21 protein-coding genes are annotated in these 19427 nt (G+C 63.1%); 18 read left to right on the top strand and 3 right to left on the bottom strand.

Annotated features, from left to right (window positions below):
* The first annotated feature begins 36 nt into the window (after window positions 1-36).
* The gene (locus ACWAT4_RS30765) at window positions 37-384 is read left to right on the top strand and encodes a carboxymuconolactone decarboxylase family protein (protein ID WP_449728798.1); all 348 of its coding nucleotides are present in this window, start codon (window positions 37-39) and stop codon (window positions 382-384) included.
* Entirely contained in the window at window positions 384-833 is a 450-nt protein-coding gene (locus ACWAT4_RS30760) for a DUF302 domain-containing protein (protein WP_449728797.1), read from the top strand. Before ACWAT4_RS30765 ends, ACWAT4_RS30760 begins: the two co-directional genes overlap by 1 nt.
* A gap of 332 nt (window positions 834-1165) precedes the next feature.
* Here ACWAT4_RS30760 and ACWAT4_RS30755 read toward each other — a convergent pair whose 3' ends face one another.
* Window positions 1166-1762, bottom strand: coding sequence for a helix-turn-helix domain-containing protein (locus ACWAT4_RS30755; protein ID WP_449728796.1), 597 nt, complete (start codon window positions 1760-1762; stop codon window positions 1166-1168).
* A 187-nt stretch (window positions 1763-1949) separates the two neighbouring features.
* Between ACWAT4_RS30755 and ACWAT4_RS30750 the strand changes: the two genes are divergently transcribed.
* The 11 genes from ACWAT4_RS30750 to ACWAT4_RS30700 all read left to right on the top strand — a co-directional run bounded on the left by ACWAT4_RS30750 (window position 1950) and on the right by ACWAT4_RS30700 (window position 13853).
* The gene (locus ACWAT4_RS30750) at window positions 1950-2435 is read left to right on the top strand and encodes a hypothetical protein (RefSeq protein ID WP_449728795.1); all 486 of its coding nucleotides are present in this window, start codon (window positions 1950-1952) and stop codon (window positions 2433-2435) included.
* Window positions 2432-3076: an NADPH-dependent F420 reductase gene (locus tag ACWAT4_RS30745; RefSeq protein WP_449728794.1), complete on the top strand. Its 645-nt coding sequence runs from the start codon at window positions 2432-2434 to the stop codon at window positions 3074-3076. The genes ACWAT4_RS30750 and ACWAT4_RS30745 overlap by 4 nt, the downstream gene beginning before the upstream one ends.
* Window positions 3069-4547 carry an aldehyde dehydrogenase family protein gene (locus ACWAT4_RS30740; protein WP_449728793.1) on the top strand — a complete coding sequence of 493 codons (1479 nt, stop codon included), beginning with the start codon at window positions 3069-3071 and terminating at the stop codon, window positions 4545-4547. Before ACWAT4_RS30745 ends, ACWAT4_RS30740 begins: the two co-directional genes overlap by 8 nt.
* Before the next feature lie 33 nt (window positions 4548-4580).
* A complete protein-coding gene (locus ACWAT4_RS30735; protein WP_449728792.1) occupies window positions 4581-4925 on the top strand; it encodes an antibiotic biosynthesis monooxygenase family protein in 345 nt (114 codons plus the stop codon).
* A gap of 8 nt (window positions 4926-4933) precedes the next feature.
* Entirely contained in the window at window positions 4934-5704 is a 771-nt protein-coding gene (locus tag ACWAT4_RS30730; protein ID WP_449728791.1) for a type 1 glutamine amidotransferase domain-containing protein, read from the top strand.
* Window positions 5705-5741: 37 nt separating this feature from the next.
* Complete coding sequence (locus ACWAT4_RS30725) at window positions 5742-6527, top strand: helix-turn-helix domain-containing protein (protein WP_449728790.1); 786 nt, start codon at window positions 5742-5744, stop codon at window positions 6525-6527.
* Window positions 6528-6565: 38 nt separating this feature from the next.
* A complete protein-coding gene (locus tag ACWAT4_RS30720) occupies window positions 6566-6799 on the top strand; it encodes a YdeI/OmpD-associated family protein (protein WP_449728789.1) in 234 nt (77 codons plus the stop codon).
* A gap of 661 nt (window positions 6800-7460) precedes the next feature.
* Window positions 7461-7955 (top strand): cupin domain-containing protein, encoded by a 495-nt coding sequence (locus ACWAT4_RS30715; RefSeq protein ID WP_449728788.1) that lies wholly within the window; start codon window positions 7461-7463, stop codon window positions 7953-7955.
* A 1198-nt stretch (window positions 7956-9153) separates the two neighbouring features.
* Entirely contained in the window at window positions 9154-10941 is a 1788-nt protein-coding gene (locus tag ACWAT4_RS30710; protein WP_449728787.1) for a sensor histidine kinase, read from the top strand.
* Window positions 10938-12296, top strand: a complete 1359-nt coding sequence (locus ACWAT4_RS30705) for a sigma-54-dependent transcriptional regulator (protein WP_449728786.1) — start codon at window positions 10938-10940, stop codon at window positions 12294-12296. The genes ACWAT4_RS30710 and ACWAT4_RS30705 overlap by 4 nt, the downstream gene beginning before the upstream one ends.
* A 243-nt stretch (window positions 12297-12539) precedes the next feature.
* Complete coding sequence (locus ACWAT4_RS30700) at window positions 12540-13853, top strand: MFS transporter (protein WP_449731288.1); 1314 nt, start codon at window positions 12540-12542, stop codon at window positions 13851-13853.
* Window positions 13854-13885: 32 nt separating this feature from the next.
* Here ACWAT4_RS30700 and ACWAT4_RS30695 read toward each other — a convergent pair whose 3' ends face one another.
* On the bottom strand, window positions 13886-14212 hold the full coding sequence (locus tag ACWAT4_RS30695; RefSeq protein WP_212428096.1) for a hypothetical protein: 327 nt from the start codon (window positions 14210-14212) through the stop codon (window positions 13886-13888).
* 208 nt (window positions 14213-14420) lie between these two features.
* The gene (locus ACWAT4_RS30690; protein WP_212428095.1) at window positions 14421-14645 is read right to left on the bottom strand and encodes a hypothetical protein; all 225 of its coding nucleotides are present in this window, start codon (window positions 14643-14645) and stop codon (window positions 14421-14423) included.
* Window positions 14646-14871: 226 nt separating this feature from the next.
* Between ACWAT4_RS30690 and ACWAT4_RS30685 the strand changes: the two genes are divergently transcribed.
* The 5 genes from ACWAT4_RS30685 (at window position 14872) to ACWAT4_RS30665 (ending at window position 18946) form a co-directional block, all read left to right on the top strand.
* Entirely contained in the window at window positions 14872-15831 is a 960-nt protein-coding gene (locus ACWAT4_RS30685) for an N-carbamoyl-D-amino-acid hydrolase (protein ID WP_449728785.1), read from the top strand.
* A gap of 396 nt (window positions 15832-16227) precedes the next feature.
* The gene (locus ACWAT4_RS30680) at window positions 16228-16782 is read left to right on the top strand and encodes a TetR/AcrR family transcriptional regulator (protein ID WP_449728784.1); all 555 of its coding nucleotides are present in this window, start codon (window positions 16228-16230) and stop codon (window positions 16780-16782) included.
* 67 nt (window positions 16783-16849) lie between these two features.
* Window positions 16850-18043 carry an MFS transporter gene (locus ACWAT4_RS30675; protein ID WP_449728783.1) on the top strand — a complete coding sequence of 398 codons (1194 nt, stop codon included), beginning with the start codon at window positions 16850-16852 and terminating at the stop codon, window positions 18041-18043.
* A 139-nt stretch (window positions 18044-18182) separates the two neighbouring features.
* Window positions 18183-18602 (top strand): DUF4118 domain-containing protein, encoded by a 420-nt coding sequence (locus ACWAT4_RS30670; protein ID WP_212424759.1) that lies wholly within the window; start codon window positions 18183-18185, stop codon window positions 18600-18602.
* Window positions 18603-18736: 134 nt separating this feature from the next.
* Entirely contained in the window at window positions 18737-18946 is a 210-nt protein-coding gene (locus ACWAT4_RS30665; protein ID WP_212297643.1) for a hypothetical protein, read from the top strand.
* Window positions 18947-19427 lie beyond the last annotated feature (481 nt).

Genomic DNA, 19427 nt, shown 5'->3' with positions numbered 1-19427 from the left:
CGATTGTCTGGCGCCCATGACAAAGGGAGTTCAACGATGATCGATTGGAATGCGTACCACCGCGAATTGCTCGGCCGCATTGGTGAACTGGGCAGGCTCTCGCCCGACACGCTCAAGGGGTATATGACCCTGAGTGCCGCCGGAAATACGACCGGCATGCTCACGCCGAAGATCCGCGAGCTGATCGCGCTCGCCGTCGCTGTGACGAGTCGCTGCGACGGCTGTATCACGGTGCATGCCGATGCTGCGCTGAAGCACGGCGCCACCACAGAGGAAATATCCGAGGCACTTGGAGTTGCCGTTGCGCTCAACGCCGGCGCCGGCATGGTGTATTCCGCGCGTGTGCTCGACGCCCTCGCGGCCAAGCGGGGCCAGGGAGCCTGATGATGGGAGACCTTACTCCGGTGTGCTACGCGCCGGTCCGCAAGGACACCGCATTCCAGCATGTGCTCGCGACGCCGCTCTCCTTCGATGGCGCGCTCGAGGTCGTCCGGGCAATGCTGGCCGAGCGAGACCTCTGGATCATTCATGAGATCGATCCGCAGATGCTACTGGCGCGCAGCGGTTACCGGATCGAACGCACGCGGCAGATCCTGTTCTTCCATCCGCGCTACATGGTGCGGCTGCTGGGAGCCGATCCTTCGGCGCTCCTGGAAGCGCCACTGAAGATCGTGGTCCTGGAAAGTGCAGGCGCCGTGACCTTGCGATGGTCGTTACCGGAGACGCTGTTCGAGAAATACGAGAATGAACAGCTCACCCGGCTCAGCCGCGAGCTCGCGGCGGTCTACGCCGCGATCGCCGCGGAGCTGGAGCGGCGTGCTGCAGCGCATTAGAGGTCCATTGGCGGCGGCCTGGCCACGGCGCGATTTTTACTCTCGTGGGGTGCCGCCCACGCCGAACGGCCGGAGGACCGACCTAGCATCCCATGGATGGATGCCCGAACCCCTTGCGATTTGATTCGCTCCAACCCGCTCTGATAGTCCAGCGGCATGCGTGCGATCGGAGCCAGAATAGTCGTCCACGCGGGTATGCCACCAGTTTAGCATCGGGAGTACGCCTGGGTTCTAGTGAAGCGGCCCGCACCAGGTGAGCCGCCCGCGCCATCGCAGTTTCAGGTGAACTGCTCCTTCGAAATGGAAACGGCTCGCGGCGAAGCTAGGCGGAGTCAAGTCGTGGGCGAGTCCTGATTGACGACGACGACCAGGAGCTGGCTTCGGGTCGCAAGTCCCTTCACGGTGTGCTTCAAGTGGCCGGGGAACTGGAGGTAATCTCCTTCCGCAAGGACGACCGCGCGGTCTGGCAGCTCGATCTCGACCCGTCCTTTCAGGACGAAGAGCAGTTCCTCGCCGGCGTGATAGGCGGTGCTGCTCCGCTCCGCCCGGGCTGGATATTCAACCAGGAAGACCGTCGGCCCTGCTTCCTGTCCCGGCCGGCTCAAGGTCGCGAAGCTGTAACCGCCATCCTTCTTCGGCGCTTTGCGAAAGGTGCGCTTGGTGGCGCGTTCCAGATGCAAAGCATCCTCCGCAATGCTTTCACCGAGCATCGCAGATACTGAGACGTCCAGGGCATTCGCGACCCTCAACAGCGCCGCAACCGACAGGAATTTCTCGCCGCGTTCGAAGCGGGACAGATGTCCTTTGCTCAATCCGGTTCGCTCGGAAAGCTCGTCGAGCGTCAATCCCTTGCGCGACCGGCACTCACGCACGAACAGGCCGTGGTTCAAGTCAGCCGCCTGGGGTTCGGATTCCGTCTTTGGCAACATGTTGCCTCCTAGTTCTTCGTCTTTGCCTTAACACGCCCGTGTCGCAAGGTCGATACGTCGTTGTTTTGCTGGGCGAAAACCGCGGCCGGCCAAGTATCTCAAGGATTCGAAAAGATTTCGCTTGAGCTGGAGCGAGAAATGGTATTTCGTTGTCCTAAGGACAACAGGTTGTCTAACGGAGGCGGGCATGACTTCGATCGTTTCTCCATCGCGCGAAGTTGATGTCGCGACCCGGCCGTTGAACGCCGCAGTGAGCGAAACCTTCGCCGTCCGGGTCTACCGAACCGTCGTCGCCGTTGGGTCAGGCAAGCCGATATTCCCGACGATGACGGGATCCATCGGTGCCATCGCGACGTTCGGCCCTTTCGCTGGCACAGGTGGAAGTCTTACTGTGACTGTCGCGACCAAGCTCTTGACGGCTAATGGCGATATCGCCGGTCCGGACCTATACATCGCTTCGTTGGCCGCGTTCTCCGGTCTCTGTGCCGCGCTGATGCGCCGGCATCGCAACAGATGTGGAAACGCAGCCCAGGGATATCACCCCCCATCGATCCCGGCGTCAGCAACGCCGATCGTGCGGCAAGCGCCCGATCGTGCAAGAGCAGTTCGTGAAATAAGTCGAACTGCAACGGGTCTAGATGACACGAGTCGGATCTCCAGGAGGTGGTCGTGAAAGTTGCCGTCATCGGGCCAGGCGCGATGGGCAAAGCGCTTGCAAAGCGCCTTCGCCGCGCAGGGCATGAAGTCCGCCTGAGTTTCAGTCGGGATGAGCAGAAGCTGCGTGAGCTCGCAAAAGAACTGGGGGTGGGCTTCGGTACTCCCATTGAGGTCGCGAGATGGGCCGACATTATCGCGTTGGCGACCCCATGGCAGGCGCTTCAGCCGGCTCTGGACTCGTTGGGAGACTTGTCGGGTAAGATCGTCTGGGACAACACCAATGCAGTTGCATCCGACCTGTCGGCGATGCTGGTCGGCACGACTACTTCGGTCGGCGAGGAGGTGCAAAAGCGCGCACCTCAGGCGCGCGTCGTCAAGTGCATTCCCACCTTCGCCGAATTGCTCGAGTGGGATGATCCGCGTCTCGGCGGCGACCTCGTCATGAGCTACGTCGCCGGGAACGATGCCGAGGCGAAGGCGACAGTTTGCCGACTTCTTGCCGATCTGCCCACTCAGCCGCTCGATGTTGGTGATCTCACGGCCTCGCGCCTGATCGAGCCAATGATGCTCCTCCTGGTCCAACTCGCCTATCTTCGCGGGATGGGGCCGATGATTTCCTTCAACCTTGTTCGACAGGATGGACCCCTCCATGGCTGATGTTGCAATTCCGCGGCGCAAAGCGATCCCGGCTGGGCGCCTGCTGATCAATGGCGCGTGGCGTGATGCCGCGAGCGGCGAGACCTCGGCCACTGTCGATCCGACGACGGAAGCCCCGATCACCAGCATCGCAAAGGCCGGCGTGAGCGATGCCGAAGACGCGGTTGCAGCCGCCCATCGGGCGTTTGAGCAAGGTCCCTGGGCGCGGATGCATCATGAGGAACGCGCCAAGATACTGTTTCGCATCGCCGACCTGATGGACGAGCGTGCCGAGGATTTTGCGGTGCGCGAGGCAATGGATATGGGCATGCCGTATCGCGATTTCCGCGATACGATCATGCCGCACTGCTCGGGACTGTTCCGCTTCCATGGCGGGCTGGCCATGAGTGCGATGGATGGTGCCTATCGGACCAGCTACGAACCCGATGTCCGGGTCCTGACGCGGCGAGAGCCGCTCGGCGTGGTCGCGGCGATCACCCCCTTCAATTTTCCGCTGGCGCTGTCCTGTTCGAAGATCGCGCCGGCGCTCGCGGCCGGAAACACGGTCGTCCACAAGCCGGCGACTGACACGCCCCTGACGGCACTCGCGCTTGCGCAAGTCATCCTCGATGCGGGCATGCCGCCGGGCGTCTACAATCTTATCACCGGTCCGGGTGGAGCGATTGGCGACGCGCTCGTCAAGGATCGTCGCGTGGACAAGATCGCCTTCACCGGATCGACCGCGGTAGGCCAGGGCATCATGCGTAATGGCGCGGCCGGCATGAAGCACCTGACGATGGAACTGGGCGGCAAGAGTCCGAACATTGTGTTCGCTGATGCTGATATGGACGCGGCGGTGCAGGCGGCGTTTTGGGGCATCTTCTGGAACAAGGGCGAGGTTTGCGTCGCGGGGTCACGGTTACTGGTCGAGCGCGCCTGCTATGACGAAGTCGTCGAGAAGCTGAGCGCGATGGCGTCGAGCGCAACGCTCGGCGATCCCCTGGATCCTGACACGATGGTCGGGCCGATCGCATCGCGCAGCGAGTACGACAAGGTCTTGGGCTACGTCGAGGAAGGTAAGCGCACGGCGCGGCTGACCGCGGGCGGGGGCACCCGCCGGGTCGGCGGCAAGGGCCTCTTCATCGAGCCGACCGTCTTCGCCGATGCGACCAATGAATTGCGAATATCGCGGGAAGAGATTTTCGGCCCTGTCTTGCCGGTGATCCCCTTCGACGGCGAGGACGAGGCGATCCGGCTCGCCAACGATACCAGCTATGGGCTTGCCTCCGGTATCCAGACCGGAGATCTCGGCCGCGCGTTGCGGCTTGCGGATCGCATCAAGGCCGGCACGGTATGGCTGAACTGCTGGCACAAATACCATCCCAACGCACCCTTCGGTGGCTACAAGCTGAGCGGCTATGGCCGTGAGCAGGGCCGCGAAGCCTGGGAAAGCTACACCCAATACAAGACGGTCTGGGCAAATCTCGCCTGACCAAGTGCTCGCCGCCGCCAAGAGGAGTTCATCATGGCATACATCACCACAATCGACGTCCTGGGAATTACTCCGAAGGAATATCGCGCGATCCTCGATGAGATGGGTGTTGAACTCCGACCAGAGCCGGGGATCTATCTGCATCTGACCGCGCCGATCGAGGGAGGCTATCGCATCACCGAGGTGTGGGATCATCGGGAGGGATTCGAGGCATTCATGCACGCGCGGCTGGCGCCGGCGGCGAAAGCCATCGGCCTGAGCCGGGAGATGAAGTTGACGATTGAACCACTCTACAACGTCTTCGCGCCCAGGTTGGACGAGTTGCCGCCGCTGGTCGAGGATGCATTCTTGCGACCGAACGCTCCCCTCCAGGACTGATCCCGCACATGTCAGTCCGCGCCCCCAACCCGCTTGACCCGCTGCATTCCAAGCGTATCGCGATGGTCCTTTCGAACCCAGCCGTATCAACGACCACTGGTTGGCCAGTCGGCTTTTGGTGGAGCGAACTGACCCATCCCTGGCTCGCCTTCACCGAGCGCGGGTACGAGGTCGCGATCTTCTCTCCCGACGGCGGCAAGTGCGAGGCGGACGCGCTGAGCGATCCGCGCGATCCGTCGGGCTATTCCGACACCGATCTGATCTCGCGCGGCTTCCTGTCGACGCCGAAGCTGGCCGGTCTGGTGGAAGTGACGCGGCCCATCGCGGAGCTGCCCGTCGACGCATTCGATGCGATCGTCGTCGCCGGCGGACAGGCGCCCATGTTTACCTTCGAAGCAGAGACTGAACTCCAGCGGCGCTTTGTCGAATTCTACGAGGCCGGCAAGGTTGCCGCGGCGCTGTGCCATGGCGTCGCGCTGCTCCGCTACGCGCGCCTGTCCAGTGGTGACATGCTGGTCAAGGGCCTTACTGTCACGGGCTTCGCCAATGTCGAGGAGGACTTCGCCGACAATGCGGTATGGGAGATGGGCGCGCTGCCCCGCGGCCGGCACCTGATGCCCTGGCGGATCGAAGATGCGATGCGTGCGCTCGGCGCGAACTACGTCCATGGCGGGCTGTGGCGCGACTTTGCCGTCCGCGACGGCAATCTGATTACCGGCCAGCAGAATTTTTCCGGAACGGCGACGGCCCGTCTTGTCATCGAAGCGCTCGGCAGCTGAGGATCAGGCACGTTTCGCAGATGCTGGAGCGGTGAAGATGGCAGTGGCCACGCGGATGTTCTTCCCCGCTGGTGATTATCGCCATGCGCCGGCCGGAATGGTCCAGCTGCGCGTGATTCGCGGCGGTTCATCCTATGCGGAGATCGATCTGGGCGGCGGACTGCGCCGTGTCTTCACGCGGCCCGGTGACCTGCTGCTCAGCCTTCCCGATCGCGCCACCCGGTTCAGGATCGAGGAGGCGCGCGAGTTGACGATGATCACCATCGACCCGTCGTTGGCGTCAGGGCTCCTTGCGCCCGCCGGCGGAACGCTTGAGAAACTGGCGGTGTTGACCGAGCGGCCGATACGCGACCCGCTCGTGGCCGAGTTGTGTCGACGGCTCGAAAGCGACTCATCCATCAACGCTGTTGTTCGCGAATGGACAATCGGGCTGATTTTCGCCAACTTGCTCGACCACGCGCAGCGCAGACCGCAGAAGGCTGCAGTCCTGACCTCCCGGCGGTTCGACCGCGTGCTCGCCGAAATCAACGCCAGACTAGAAGGGAACGTGTCAATCGATCAACTCGCTGAAATAGCGGACATGCCGCGACGAGCCTTTACGACCGCGTTTCGAGAGGCGGTGGGGTTACCGGTTCATCAGTTCGTCCTGCGACGCCGGGTCGAACGAGCTGTTGAGCTTATGGAGAACAGCGATATGTCGTTGGCTGAGATCGCCCAGCGTTCGGGCTTTACTCACCAAGCGCATATGAACCGCGTCGTGACCAGGTTGAAAGGCCTATCGCCGGGCCGGCTGCGATCCCGCAAGGGCAATGGCAAACGTTGAGCCTCCCATAACTTCAGGAAGTCGGTTTAGGAGTTGATATGCTAAAAAGGCGGTTGGCGGTGATGCCCGACACGTTGCGCGCTGAGCTTGAGGCCGCAGGTCTATTGGTCGCTTTCGAGCAACGGCCCGCCTATCAGCGCAACGACTACCTCCACTGGATTGCACGCGCTAAGCGTCCGGAAACTCGCAGAAGGCGCATAGATCAGATGAGCGATGAACTCGCGAAAGGCGGTCTCTATATGAGCATGCCACACGGACCGAGTAGACGGTAATAACCAGTCGCTGTAACCTGCACAACAACAGTGGATCATCCAACAATGAATAGTTCTTGCGGATTCCCAGATGCGCTTTGGTCCGGGTATCCGACATTACCGATGGACGCGCAGTTATTCGTCCATCGTAGGCAGTTTAAACTCATCGTTCGACAGTCGACGAAAGTGGAGCGCTTTCGCGCGAACAGGCATGTGAATGGCACTTCGCCTAGATTCAGGACATTTAGATCGTCCCGTCGCGCGAGGCCTGGCTCCCATCGCGAGTTGGGCATCAACGTTCGTCGCTATTGGGCTACCCGTTGGCTCTCGAGGGCCCGGTGAGCCAGACGACGTTGTGCTAATCCGGCTTTATAGAGATTCCCGCCCGTCTCAAAAGTGCACAGGCTAGTGAAATCAGAGCGGCGCACTATTCACCGAGAAGATTCGGGGGGACCCGTTCGAGTGCGTGCGCGATTTCGCGACCAGCCAAGAACACCACCAGCTTACGATCCGTCGGCTGGTTCGCCATGCCTGCCGGCGGAAGGAAGCGTTCGGCCATGCGCCGCGTGCGGAGTGTAGCGAAACTCATTCATTTGGACGGTGGGCGCTGTTTGCATGATCTGGCCGTTGACGTAGCAGTGCTGACTGCTGATTTAGCCGCTACTCTAAAATGGAGAGAGGTATGTCGACTCGGAATGGCATCCTGCAGCTTCCAGCGCTCGATCCGGCGACAGTGCTGCCGAGCACTGAAGATCCCGATTATCCCAAGGAGTTTTGGGGGCCGGTCATTGGTGCGGAGAGGCGGCGGCTCGGCGACGCTGCCGGACTGAAGAACTTTGGCGTCAACATTGTTCGCCTTCCCCCTGGCCATGCTTCTTCGCAGCGCCATTGGCACACCAAGCAAGACGAATTCGTTTTCATTCTGGAGGGCCAACTGACTTTGGTTAGTGAGGCAGGTGAGCAGTTGCTGAACCCTGGTATGGCGGCAGGATTTCCGGCAGGAAAGCCGGACGGCCATCACGTCATCAACCGAGGCAGCACTGACGCGGTATTTCTGGAGATCGGTGATCGCAGCCCCGGTGACGAAGGCGAGTACCCTGACATCGACATGAGATGGAAGAATGTCGATGGCGATCAGCGCTACATTTATGTCCATAAGGATGGAACGCCATACTGATCCCTGTGGGCCGTAGTCTGCGGCCGACGCTCTTCCTCGGATAGATTCTGTTACGCTGGGGCACAGGCCATTACAGCGGTGCGGTGGCGCTCGCGTGACCGACGGCTACCACAACACTGGTGATCTGCGGGCGCGACGACACGACAGTTCAAGCACATCGTCGCCGCAGCCACCCGCAAATCGTGGTTGAGGAACGCGCGCGGCCCAACAGGGGGGCGGACCGCCGCATAGCGCCGTCTCGCCCGCGCGCGCCTGAAGGATGACGCCGGCAAATGCGCTATCGCTGACCTTCATCGAAGCTCCAGTCCCTCCGGCGGCGGCCATCCTTATGAGGGAGTCTGCGGTCACCTGACATTCTTGCCCGACGAGCGGCCACCAAAAGGTACCGCCATAGCTTCTAATATCGCAGTTCTGTACGGGCGGGGGAGCCCGAAGTCGAATCCAGCGTCGTGCCCGGCCGCAGAAAGTCTGAAGAGCGGAGGCGGCCCTCGATATCGGCCCCGATGACGTTCAACGCAGCGATATGGATAGAGCCTAAACCGTGTCCGGGTTTTGAGCGATCGTGCAGATTTCGGCTACACGTCGCCCGGGGGGCTGGCCAGTACGAAGCGCTCGACGCTCGCGCGGATGGCTGATTGGAGGCAAGTCGCCAATATCAATGATACGCGTCGAGTCCGGGCTAAACCGGACCTTGGTCGCGCCGTCCGTTCTGGACACCGCCAAGAAGATGCGACCATCCGGCTCCGACAGAGTGTTCTTCCAAGGAATGCCGCAACGAAATCGCAATGAAATGGGCGAAACGACCGTGAACAAAACGAGACAGAAACGCCTGTCACATCGAGAAAATTCAATAACTTACAAGATACTCACTGCGTTCGGGACGCAGGGGTCGCAGGTTCGAATCCTGCCACTCCGACCATTCTTCCAAAAGTTTACGTTTTCCAAAGGCTTGGCGGACCGGCCGCCAGCGCCTTGGGCGCCCTTTTTGCAACGATTTTCGGGGCGGGTCCACGGCCGATTTGGCCGGAGCAGGGTGACCATGTTCCGCGAGCATGGCTCCACAGCCGGTTCAACGCCACGGCCAATGAACGACCTGCCCGGGGCGTTCCGCCAAGAAGTCCCGTGCGAGCGGCGTGTTCGCAGCGGCGCGCGTCTTGCGATGTGCTACCTAGCGATATCGCCTCGATCCGGAGCCTCGATGCAACTTCCTCGTCCAGCCCAGCTGCGATACGCGCTGATTGGTGCGTTTGCGCTCGCGGCGATCGCGGCGGCGGGTTGGCTGGCTTACGTCCTGGCGCTCGATGCCGGCTTTGCGCGCATGCAGCGGGAGGCCAATGACCGGCTTGCGCTGATCGCCAGCACCTTCGATGCGACGGTTGCGCGCTATCGCTATCTGCCGGCGGTGCTGTCGCTCGCCGATCCCATCCGCGATCTCTACCGCGATCCGCAGGACACAGCGGCGATCGCCGCCGCCAATCGCTGCCTCAAATCCCTCAATCAGGGCGCGCGATCCGCGGAGCTGTATGTGCTCGACAGCACCGGCCTTGCTCTGGCGGCGAGCAATTTCGATCAGGAGTCGAGTTTCGTCGGACACAACTACGCGTTCCGCGCCTACTTCGTCGACGCCATGCGCGCCGGCGAAGGTCACTATTACGCCGTCGGTGCCACGACGGGGCAGCCCGGCTATTTCCTGTCGCATCGGATCACGGAAGGCGGCAAGACCCTCGGCGTCGCCGTGGTCAAGATCGATCTCTCCGCGCTCGAGGCCGACTGGGCGCGTGCCGGCGACCTCGTGGCGATGGAGGATGAGAACGGTGTGATCTTTCTCGCCAGCCGCGCGGACTGGAAATATCGTCCGCTGGTGCCGGTCCCCGCCGAGCGTCTCGCTGAACTGAATGCCGTGCAGCAATTCGGTCAGGCCATCGACGCCGCGCCGGTCTTCGTGCCCAAGGGCGACCGTCAACGCATCCAGATCGGTCGCGCGCGCGGCCGTGGCAATATCGAACTCGGGGAGTATGCCCTTCAGATCCGTCCGCACGATCAGGGCTGGAAGCTGCTGCTGTTCTCGGATGTCGTGGATGCACGGCGCAATGCAGCGACCGTCGCGATCGCCGGAATGTTTGCGCTGATCGCGTCGCTGCTGGTGGTGCTGGTTGCCTATCAGCGGCGCCAGGTCGTCAGGGCCAAGCTCGAGGCGCATGATGTTCTGGAGCGGCGCGTAGCCGAGCGCACGGAAGAGCTGCGTCGCACCCTGGAGAGCCTTGTGCAGAGCGCCAAGCTCGCGAGCCTCGGTCAGGCGCTCGCCGGTGTCGCGCACGAGATCAACCAGCCGCTGGCGGCGCTGATCACCTATGTCGCGAGCAGCCGTGTCCTGCTCCGCCGCAACGAGGTCGATCGTGCTGCCGCCAACCTCGAGCTGATGTCTTCGATTGCCGAGCGCATGAAGGCACTGATCGATCATTTGCGAATGTTCGCGCGCAAGGAGACCGGCACGCGTAGCGCCGTCGCGCTCGCCCCGGTGGTCGACAATGCGGTCCGCCTGCTGCAATACCGGATCGACAACGAGCATATCGAGGTGGTGCGCGCGGCGCCCGCCGAGCCGCTCCATAGTCTCGCCAATCCGATCCGGCTCGAGCAGGTCGTGGTCAACCTTGTGTCGAATGCGATCGATGCGATGCGCGACTCCGAGCCGCGCCTGCTCACCGTGGCGCTCGGCAGGGAAGGCCCCAGCGCTGTGATCGAGGTCAGCGACACCGGCGCCGGCATTGCAGCCGAGCACGTCAAGGCGCTGTTCGATCCGTTCTTCACCACCAAGGAGACCGGCGAGGGGCTTGGCCTTGGGCTCTCGATCTCGTACGGAATCGTCAGGGAGTTCGGAGGAGATATCTTGGTGGATAGCGCGCCGGGCAGGGGCTCGACTTTCAAGGTCGTCATTCCGCTCATGGATGTCGCGCCGGCCTCGCAATATCAGGAATTGCAGGCATGACCGGGTCCGTGCTCGTCGTCGACGACGAGGAGATCGTCCGCAACTCGGTGCGGCAATGGCTGGAGCTCGGCGGTTTCACGGTTCGCGCCGCCGCCGGCGCCGACGAAGCCATGCGCCTGGTACAGGAAATCCTGCCCGACGCCGTATTGACCGATTTTCGCATGCCGCACCGGTCCGGACTCGAACTGATGCGTGATATTCACCGGGTCGATCCAGACATCCCCGTGGTGCTCCTGACCGCGCATGGCGACGTGCCGCTGGCGGTGGCCGCGATGCGCGAGGGCGCCTACGATCTGCTGCAAAAACCTCATGATCCCGAACTGCTTTCGGCGGTCATGACGCGCGCGGTCGAGCGACGGCAGCTGAAATTGCGGCTGCGCCAGCTCTCGGATCGTCTCGCCGCGCCAGGTGAGATCGACGCACGCCTGATCGGCCTGTCGAGGCCGATGGACGCGGTGCGCGCCAGCGTGCTCGAGCTCGCCGGCCACGATCGCGACGTGATCGTCACCGGCGAGACCGGCACCGGCAAGGAGGTGGTGGCGCGAGCCCTGCACGATTTCGGACCGCGTGCGAAGGCGCCGTTCGTCGCCGTGAACTGCGCGGCGATTCCGACCGAGCTGTTCGAAAGCGAATTGTTCGGCCACGAAGCCGGAGCCTTCACCGGCGCACGTGGCGTCCGCATCGGGAAATTCGAGCACGCCAACGGCGGCACCCTGCTGCTCGACGAGATCGAGAGCATGCCGCTGCCGTTCCAGGCCAAGATCCTGCGTGCTCTCCAGGAGCGCACGATCGAGCGGGTCGGCTCCAACAAGCTCCTGCCCGTCGATGTTCGCGTCGTCGCGGCTGCCAAGGGGGACCTCGCGGCGGAGAGCCGCCAGGGACGCTTCCGCTCAGATCTCTACTTCCGCCTTGCCGCGGCGGAGATCCACCTGCCGGCGCTGCGCGCGCGCGGCAACGACGTCCTGCTGCTGTTCGAGCATTTTGCCGCTGCCGCCGCAAAGGGCGCGGGCCGCACGATGTCGCCGCTGCGGGCGGACGATCTCGATGCGCTGCTCGCCCATGACTGGCCCGGCAATGTGCGCGAGCTGAAGAACGTCGCGGAACGCTATGCGCTGGGGCTCGCTGCGACCGGCCGCAGCGTTGCCGAGATCCTTCGGCGCGGCGAGCCGGGAGCGCCGCAGCGGACGCTCGCCGATCGCGTCGCGGCCTATGAACGTGCCCTGATCGAGGCCGCCTTGCGCGAGCACGACTGGTCGATTGCTGCCGTCACCGAGGAGCTCGGCGTCCCGCGCCGGACGCTGAACGAGAAGATGGCGAAATACGCGCTGGCGCGACCCGGCCGCAAGGATCCCTGAGCCGGCAAGCCATCGGCGGAAATCCGCCGATGGCTGTCATTGCGTCGGCGGATTCTCGCCGATAGCCTGGCCCACGTCGGGGCGTCCTTCGCAAGAATCCGCGCCACTCCCTGCAATTCTCCGCATTTCCGCACGTCGCTCCCGCTTGGCACAGTCGTTGCTGAAGCCGCGACGAAACCATCCGGTTTTCCAATAAATCTGCGGAGGAATGTCGTGAGTTCACAGGAAGCCTCAATTCAGACGATGGGCGAGCCCGTCACGGCGGCGCGCGCCAATGCTGCCGACATGAAGCGCCGGCTGCGTGCGATCTTCGTCGGCTCGGTCGGCAATCTCGTCGAGTGGTACGATTTCTACGCCTATGCGGCGTTCTCGCTCTATTTCGCCAAGGCGTTTTTCCCTGAAGGCGACGAGGTGGTGCAGCAACTCAATGCGGCGCTGCTGTTCGCCGCCGGCTTTCTGGTGCGTCCGCTCGGCGGCTGGCTGTTCGGCCATCTCGCCGACCGCTATGGCCGACGCAATGCACTGACATTGTCCGTCGTGATGATGTGCTTCGGCTCGCTGATCATCGCGTTGACGCCGACCTACGCGTCGATTGGCCTTGCCGCTCCCGTCGTGCTCGGCCTTGCGCGAATCCTGCAAGGGTTGAGCCTCGGCGGCGAATACGGCACCAGCGCCACCTATCTCAGCGAGGTCGCCGACGAGAAGAATCGCGGCTTCTACTCCAGCTTTCAGTACGTGACGCTGATCGGCGGACAGCTCTGCGCGATCCTCGTGCTGCTCCTCCTGCAGAAGGTGTTTCTCTCGACTGACGAGATCCGCGCCTGGGGCTGGCGTGTGCCTTTTGCGTTCGGTGCCGTGCTCGCGGTCGTCGCCGCGCTGATGCGCAGCAACCTTCACGAGACCGACGCCTTCAAGAACAGTCAGGCCGCGGTGAAGAAATCCAGCTCAATTCGCGCGTTGCTCAACTATCCGCGCGAACTGATGCTGGTGGTGGGACTGACCATGGGCGGCACGGCGGCGTTCTACACCTACACCACTTATATGCAGAAATTCCTTCGTCTCTCGGTGAAGTTGACCGACGACCAGACCACGATGGTGACGGCGGGCAGCCTCGTCTTCGCGATGCTGCTGCAGCCGGTCTACGGCGCGATCTCCGACCGCATCGGGCGCAAATGGCTTCTGATCGGCTTCGGTGTATCAGGCACGCTGTTCACCATCCCGCTGTTGACGACGCTGCAGGCCACTCACGATGCATTCTCGGCCTTTCTGCTGATTGCCGCCGCCTGGATGATCGTATCAGGCTATACAGCGATCAATGCGGTGGTGAAGGCGGAGCTGTTTCCGACCAGCGTGCGTGCGACCGGAGTCGGGGTGCCCTATGCGCTGACCGTCTCGATCTTCGGCGGCACCGCCGAATCGATTGCCTTGTGGTTCAAGTCCATTGGCCACGAAAGCTGGTTCTACTGGTACCTGACCGGCTGCATCGCGGTGTCGCTGCTGGTCTACCTGACGATGCGCGACACCAAGACGATGTCCGCGATGGACCGCCACGAATAGGTTGGGGCGTTGCGTCGGCGGTGAGGGCAGCCTCACCGCCGCGTCACCATGACGCCGATCAAAAACGCCACCATCAGCGACGGCAGCGGCGCTTCGCGCACCATGCCGCGGACAACGTCGGACCAGTGCGGATCGGGAACGAGTCTTGGCGACCTGATCTCGGCTGCGGGCGCGATGCCCCATTCCGACGCGAGCTCGGCGATCTCGCTTGCGGCCAGACGGACCCCGTCACGGACACGGAAGATCGCAGCGTCTGCGCGCTCGCGCGGCGCAAGCAACATCACCGTCGCGATCGCCGTGCGCAACGTCATCTCGCCAAAGCCTTGCAGCCTCACCGACTCCTCGGGGTCGGACATCATGCGAATGTTTCCTCACAGCGCGAAGTGGTACGCGATGGTGAAGGCCGCCGTCGCGCACAGGACCAGCGTGGAAACCGCGCCGGCCACACCGCGCGCGAGATGGGCTCGCGTCAGGTGCCTGGTCATGATTTTGCTCCATGCTCTCCATGGGAAATGGCGGGGCGGAGCGTTGGTTCCGCAGCGCAAGCGCCGAATCGTCGAGGTGCGACTATTTCCGCAGCAAGTCCCGTAAAGCGGCGGTCGCCTCGGCGCAGCGGATGTCGTCGATCTCCCGCGACAGGCTGAGTGCGCTCGATTTCAGCTCGTCGACCTTCCCGCTCTCGGGATGCTGGCTCTCGAGCTGGTTCAGTCGCTTGTTCAAATCGTCCAATCTGGACTGAAGCTGCCCGATGCTGGCGGCTCCCGTCACGTTCCAAACGCGTTGTGCACGCATCGTCGTTCCCCTGACTTGTCTCACGGCGTTGTGAGCAGGGTTCGTGGCCGCAATGGGCGTTTCTTTTGGCCGGTCTTAGATCGTCGGGAACCGTTGCAGATTGGCAACGGAAGTTCCTGAATACCTGCGCGTGCTGGCTCATCCTTTGACGCCGGCGCCATCAGGCGCAAAATCTGCATATGCGCGACAGGCCCGATCAATCCGGGAAATGAAAGAGGGGCAATTGATGGCGAGATTTGTGACTGTCGCGGCCGGCCAATTGGGTCCGATCGCGAAGACCGAGACGAGGACGGACGTCGTGGCGCGGCTGATGGCGCTGATGCGCCAGGCCAGGACCAACGGCTGCGATCTGATCGTCTATCCCGAGCTCGCGCTGACCACCTTCTTTCCGCGCTGGTACTTCGAGGGCCAGGCCGAGATCGACGGCTTTTTCGAACGCGAGATGCCGGGCGCGGAGACGCAAGCGCTGTTTGATCTCGCCCGCGAGAGCGGAATGGGATTTTGCCTCGGCTACGCCGAGCTGACGATCGAGGCCGGAATCGTCCATCGCTACAACACGTCGATTCTCGTCGACAAAAGCGGCGCAATCGTTGCGAAGTACCGCAAGGTCCATCTGCCTGGTCACGCCGAGCATGAGCCATGGCGCAGGTTTCAGCATCTGGAAAAGCGCTATTTCGAGCCGGGCTCCGGCTTCGGTGTGGTGGATGCGTTCGGCGGTGTGATGGGGATGGCGATCTGCAACGACCGCCGCTGGAGCGAGACCTATCGGGTGATGGGGCTGCAGGGCGTCGAGATGGTCATGATCGGCTACAATACCCCGGTGCACAATCCGCCGGCGCCCGAGCATGACGATCTCTCGCTGTTCCACAATCATCTGGTGATGCAGTCCGGCGCCTACCAGAACGGCACCTTCGTGGTCGGCGTCGCCAAGGCCGGCGTCGAAGAGGGCGTCGACCATATCGGCGGCAGCTGCATCATCGCCCCCTCCGGCGAGATCATCGCGCGATGCACGACTAAGGGCGACGAACTCGCGTTCGCTCGCTGTGATCTCGATCTCTGCAATTCCTACAAGCGCACGACGTTCAATTTCGACCTCCACCGCCAGCCGCAGGCCTATGGGATGATCGTCGAGCGGAGGGGCGTGGCCATCATGGCCGACGGCACGCCGGTGCAGCCAAAGGGCTGATCGCTCTCCAACGTCATTCCGGCGCGATGCACAGCGTCGAGCCCGAAATCCATCGGGCCGCAGCTCACGCCGTGAAATGGATTCCGGGCTCGTGCCAAGGGGCGCGCCCTGCGTCTACACACTCGCCGTCATGGTCCGGCTTGACCGGACGATCCAGTATTCCAGAGGCGGTTGGGATTGAGCTGAAAGGCCGCGGTGTATTGGATTCCCCGCCTTCGCGGGGAACGACAGCGTCATTTGGAGGACACTCTAAGAGAGCCGGGACACGGCGCTCCATCCCCAATCACAACCACGTGTCTTTATTTGGAAATGATCATTCTCTATTATCCCGCGATGCAAAAGTCTGCCCGAAAATCCGACCCGACCCATCCACCCGGCCGCCCCCGGGAGTTTGACATGGACACCGCGCTGGACGGCGCGATCCGGGTGTTTTGCGAGCGCGGTTATCATGGCACCTCGATCGGAGACCTCACGGCGGCGATGCGGCTTGCCACTGGCAGCGTCTACAAGGCGTTTCGCGACAAACATGCCGTCTTCCTGGCGGCCTTCGAGCGCTACGCCGCGGTGCGCCGGGAGCAGACCCGCAACGCGGCCGCGCGCGGCATGAATGGCCGCGAGCGGGTGCGCCACGTGCTGCTGTCCTATGTCGAGCACTCCCAGGGCAGCGAGGGGCGACGCGGCTGCATCGTGGTCGGCAGTGCGGTCGAACTGTCGGCGGTCGATCCGGTGATGCGCGCGCGCGTCACGGCGCAGCTCAAGACCAACGAGACCTTCATCGCCGGCCTCATTCGCGAAGGACACGCCGACGGGTCGATCCCTCGCCATGTCGAAGCCGACGACACCGCGCGGCTGATGATCTGCCTGACGCAGGGCTTGCGTGTTGTCGGCAAGGCGCGGCTGCCGCTCAACGGCGACCGCCTGGTCGGCGTCGCGATGAGGCTGCTGGCTTGAATTCTTGTCAAATTAGGAAACGAGCGTTTCCTATATGTGGAGTTTATGACTTGTCGGAGTGTTTGGAATGACGATGAATGCCACCATCGAGACCGCGCCGGAGACGGATGCGGTGTCGCGACGACTGACCTTCGTGCTGGCCGCGGCCTGTGGCATGGTCGCCGCCAACATCTACTATGCCCAGCCGCTGATCGCCCCGATCAGCGCCGCGCTCGGCCTGTCGCATGCGGCCGCAGGCCTGATCGTGACCATGACGCAGATCGGTTACGGCACCGGGCTGCTCTTCATCGTGCCGCTCGGCGATCTCGTCGAGAATCGCGCGCTAATCTGCACCGTCATCGCGCTCGGCGCGGCGGCGCTGCTCGCGGCCGCGTTTGCGACCCATGCGCTGCCGTTCCTGATCGCAGCACTGTTCATCGGCCTCGGCTCGGTCGCGGTGCAGATCATCATTCCCTATGCCGCCCATCTGGCGCCGGAAGCCGTTCGCGGCCGCGTCGTCGGCAACGTCTCGACCGGCCTGATGCTCGGCATCATGCTGGCGCGCCCGGTGTCGAGCTTCGTCACCGCGGCGTTGTCGTGGCATGCGGTGTTCTTCTGCTCGGCGGCGCTGATGATCGTCCTCGCGATCGTGCTGCGCCTCACGCTGCCGAAGCGCAGGCCGGTGGCGCGCATGCATTACGGCGCGCTGCTGCTGTCGATGCCGCATCTGGTGCGCACCACACCGCTGCTGCGCCGCCGCGCGCTTTACCAGGCCGGCCTGTTCGGCGCCTTCACGCTGTTCTGGACAGTGGTGCCGCTGCAGCTCGTCAGTCAGTTCGGCTTCACCCAGCGCGGCATTGCCTTGTTCGCGCTCGCCGGCGCGTCCGGCGTGTTCGCGGCGCCGATCGCAGGACGGCTCGCCGATCGCGGCCACAGCCGCATCGCCACGCTCGCCGCGATGCTGTTCGTTGCCCTGGGCTTCCTGGTGACCCATGTCGGGGCGTCCGGCTCGGCGCTCAATCTCGCCGGCCTCGTCGTGGCGGCGATCGCGATCGATTTCGGCGTGCAGGGCAATGTGGTGCTCGGCTTCCGCGCGATCTTCGTGCTCGGGCACGAGCACCGCAGCCGCCTCAACGGCCTCTATATGGCGACGTTCTTCGCGGCCGGCGCCGCCGGATCCGGGCTCGGCGCCTGGGCATTCGCGCAAGGCGGCTGGACGCTGGCCTCGGCCATTGGCCTTGCGCTGCCGGTCGCAAGCCTGATCTACGCGGTAACCGAATAGCGGTACGATTGTGTGCCGTCGCTGTTTACCAAGCGGCGGAGACGGCGGCACGGAGGAGGCAATTTCCACCTCGCAGATTCCCTGCTTCTGTAGTACTTTGGTCGCAAGCAGCCTGGTTAACGGCGGCAGGGGAGGCCTTATGAGGCGTGCGGGACTGTATGGCGTACCGCGGGTACGGCCATGGTCGTGGCAGGCATTTCTGCTCGGATTTATCGTAGTCGCAGCATCGGCTGCGCTTCAAGGCGTCTGCGTCGCGCTCGGTGCAAAGCTCTATTTCGCGGCGTTCCTGCCCAGCCTGTTCGTGCTCGGCATCGTCGCGGGCGTGCCGGCAGCGATGTTCGCCGCGCTGCTCACCATTCCGCTGGTATGGTGGGCGTTCATGCCGCCCTTCTTCGAGTTCACGGCGCTCTCCAGCGCGAACGCTGATTCCATCAATTTGTTCTGCCTGCTCGCCGTGCTGCTGATCGGCCTTGCCGATCTCTGCCGCGCGAGCATGACGATCAACAGCCGCGGCAGGTTGAAGTCGTCAGGCGAGAGCGCGGCAACGAATTCGCAATAAACAAGGCGTGTGCCATCGGCCGTTGCGCTCGCGCAACACTCGGGCAACCATCCGCGCGCCTGGATCGCGCCGCTAACTTTTCGAAAAAGATTTGGCCGCAATTTCTCCCGCGGGAATACGAGGGAGTTTTCGACATGAACGGCCAGATCAACGGACAGGCCATCTTTGAGAACGTGCGCCGCTACCGCGGCATCGCATCGCTCTATCGCCAGACCGCGGCGTTTCGGCCGGGCCAGCGCTGGTCACTGCTGGAGCAGGCCAGCGAGTGGGAAGCCCGCGCGCTGTCGGAGCTCGAAGCCTATTTCGCCGGTCGGGTGGACTACGCTGCTCCGCTCGCTGCCTGAGCATTAACCATCCGACGCGAACGTCAGCGAAGGGATCGCTGACGTCAAACGATCAGAATCGGTAGCTCGCCTGAACCCTCACCGTGCGTCCGTCGGCTGCGATGCAGTTCATCGCGCCCTCCCTCACACTTCAAAGCTTGCCCGATTCCCCAAGGATGCGGCCGGATGCGGGCAAGGAGCATCCGTGCACGCGAAGTCACTGCGTGCATGAACAAGTCGCGCGCTCAGCAATTCCTGAATGTCGGATTTGAATCGTTCGAAACATCTCGGGTTCCGGTGATCTGGTCGCGCGCGGAGTCCGTGGCGACTACGGAGTTGCCCCGCTGCGTCCGTGTGCTAGCAACTTGCCCGAATCTCCACGATGGCCGGGGCAAGCGATGGCGACCTTCAACCGCATCTTCACGACAGAACGTCTGCTCCAGATCATCCTCATTCTGGCGGCGACGGTCGCGATGAAGCTGATGGTCTGAACGCCGGCTTG

Source organism: Bradyrhizobium sp. T-1, from assembly GCF_053592855.1.
The sequence above is the reverse complement of the archived record's forward strand: the minus strand, read 5'-3'. Positions and strand labels throughout refer to the sequence as shown.